General features: G+C 68.3%; 2 protein-coding genes. Both read left to right on the forward strand.

Annotated features, from left to right (window positions below; all coding sequences use genetic code 11):
- Nucleotides 1–1,670 (forward strand): calcium-binding protein (locus tag FHT76_RS41160; protein ID WP_310503318.1); only part of this gene is annotated, 1,670 nt, incomplete at its 5' end.
- Nucleotides 1,671–1,820: 150 nt separating this feature from the next.
- On the forward strand, nt 1,821–2,647 hold an 827-nt coding region (locus FHT76_RS41165; RefSeq protein WP_259186889.1), incomplete at its 3' end, for a biotin/lipoyl-binding protein.

Consider the following 2,647-nt stretch of genomic DNA (forward strand, 5'->3'; position numbering starts at 1 on the left):
CCGGCGGTCTCGGCAAGGACGTGGCGCTCGGCGGCGACGGCAGCGATACCTTCCGGGTCGGGCTGCTCAGCGAGGACCTGCGCCAGGCGGCATCGGCCACGGGTACGTCGACCTCCACCCCCGCCTCCGACGGCAACGACACCTATGTCGGCGGCGAGGGCAGCGACACCTATGACGCCAGTGGCGCGACGGCAGCCGTTAATGTCGACCTGGCATCCGGCACCGCCACCGGCGCCGATATCGGCAGCGACAGCCTTGATGGCATCGAGAACGTCATCGGCAGCGCCGACGACGACACGATTGGTGGCGACGGCAACGACAACCACCTGCAGGGCGGGGCCGGCGACGACCAGCTGACTGGCAAGGCCGGCGACGATACGGCGCTCGGCGAGGCCGGCGACGACACCTTCAAGGTGGGCCTGCTTGGCGGGGACCTGCCGCAGGCGGCCGCGGGTACGCCCGTTACCGACGGCAACGACACCTATGTCGGCGGCGAGGGCAGCGACACCTATGACGCCAGCGGCGCGACGGCAGCCGTTACCGTCGACCTTGCATCCGGCACCGCCACCGGCGCCGATATCGGCAGCGACAGCCTTGATGGCATCGAGAACGTCATCGGCAGCGCCCATGACGATACGATTGGCGGCGACGCCTGCGACAACCAGCTGACCGGCGGGGCCGGCGACGATGTGGTCTCGGGCGGGGCTGGCGACGATGTCGTCATCGTGCTCGCCACTCCGGCCGCCGACGGCAACGACGTCTATGACGGCGGGGCCGGCTGCGACACGCTCGACCTGTCGGCGCTGGTCAAGATGGTGATCGCCGACATCGAGGCCGGCTATGCCGAGGGCGAGGAGATCGGCCGCGATACGATCCTTGGCTTCGAGACCATTCATGGCGGCTCCGGCGACGATCGGTTCTCCGGCGGCAGCGGCACCGACATCCTTTATGGCGGGGGTGGCGACGATCAGGTGGCCGGGCGCAGTGGCGACGACCACCTGGTCGGCGGCGACGGTGACGACCGGCTCGACGGCGGCAGCGGCGACGACGTCTTCATCGTGCTCGCCCGTAGCGGCAACGGCGGTGATGACGGCGACGACCGGATGGACGGCGGCAGCGGCAGCGATTGCTACGATGCCTCGGCCACCGTGCTCGGTGTCGTCATCGATCTCGAGCGCGGCGCGGCTTCCGGGGCGGAGATCGGCGACGACGCACTCCTCGACGTCGAGAATGCCAGCTGCGGCTCCGGCGACGACACGATCATCGCCTCGGCCCGGGTCAACGTGCTGATCGGCGGCGACGGCAACGACGTCTTCGTCTTCCAGTCGCTTGCCAGTCTTGCGAACGACGGCGCCGGCCATGACGAGATCCTCGACTTTAGCGTCGGCGACCGCATCGATCTCTCCGCCCTTGGCCAGTACGGCACGCTGACCTTCGCCGGCCTGCAGATCGACGGCGACACGCCGCAGATCGGCTCGATCACCGTCTTTTACGAGGCGCTCGGCGACGACACCCGCACCGTCGTGCGCACCATCGTCGACCTTGACCATGACGACGACCTGCAGATCCTGCTGCGCGGCCATCACGAGCTGACCGCTGAGGACTTCATCCTCGCCGCCATCGAGCCCGGCCAGGTCACGGCCGACAGCCAGCCGATGGGACAGGCGTGACGCCTGTCCCATCGGGGAGGCCGTCTGGCCTCTCCCCCGGGGATAGGCCTTCGCCTCTCCCGACAATGCCAGAAAGACCATGACTGCAAGACAATGCCAGACCACGACGACACGACAACAAGGCCAGCAAGGCTCCAGGGGAACACCGCGATGATCACCACCACCAGCGACAAGGCCACCAGCGACAAGGCCGGCACCGACAAGGCCAAGGCCGCCGACAAGGCCAGGCAGAACGCCCGGCAGTTCGGCATCACCTCGCGCATCGTCGCCTCCTCGGCACTGGCCGGCGCGCTGGTCTTCGGCGTCGGCGGCTGGGCCGCCCAGGCGAAGCTGTCGGGCGCCGTCATCACCCATGGTCAGGTGGTCGTCTCCGAGCAGGTCAAGACCATCCAGCACCGCGACGGCGGCATCATCGCCGCCATCCGCGTCGACAACGGCACCGTCGTCAAAAAGGGCGACGTCCTGCTCGTCCTCGACGACACCCAGACCCGCGTCGAGCTGTCGATCGTCAAGGCGCAGCTGCAGCAGCTGACCGCCGCCCATGCCAGGCTGGTGGCCGAGCGCGACGAGGCAGACACCGTCGACTTCGCGGCGCTCGACCTGTCCGCCGCGGTGATATCAGGCGAGACCAGGCTGTTTGAGGCCAACCGCCGCATGGTCGCCAACCAGAAAGAGCAGCTGCGCCTGCAGATCGTCCAGCTCGACGAGCAGGTGCGCGGCTTCAAGGCGCAGAGCCGCTCCAACGACAGCGAGGCCGAGATCGTCGAGCAGGAGCTCGCCAAGACCGAGAAGCTGCTTCAAAGCCAGCTGGTGCCGATCTCGCAGAAGCGCGACCTGTTGCGCCAGCGCGCCCGCATCGAGGGCAGCCGCGGCGAGCTGATCGCCAAGGTCGCCGAGGCCGAGGGCGAGATCAGCGAGCTCAACATGAAGCTCATCTCCATCGACCAGACCACCCGCAAGGAGGCGCAGACCGAGAT

The organism is Rhizobium sp. BK176 (assembly GCF_024808055.1).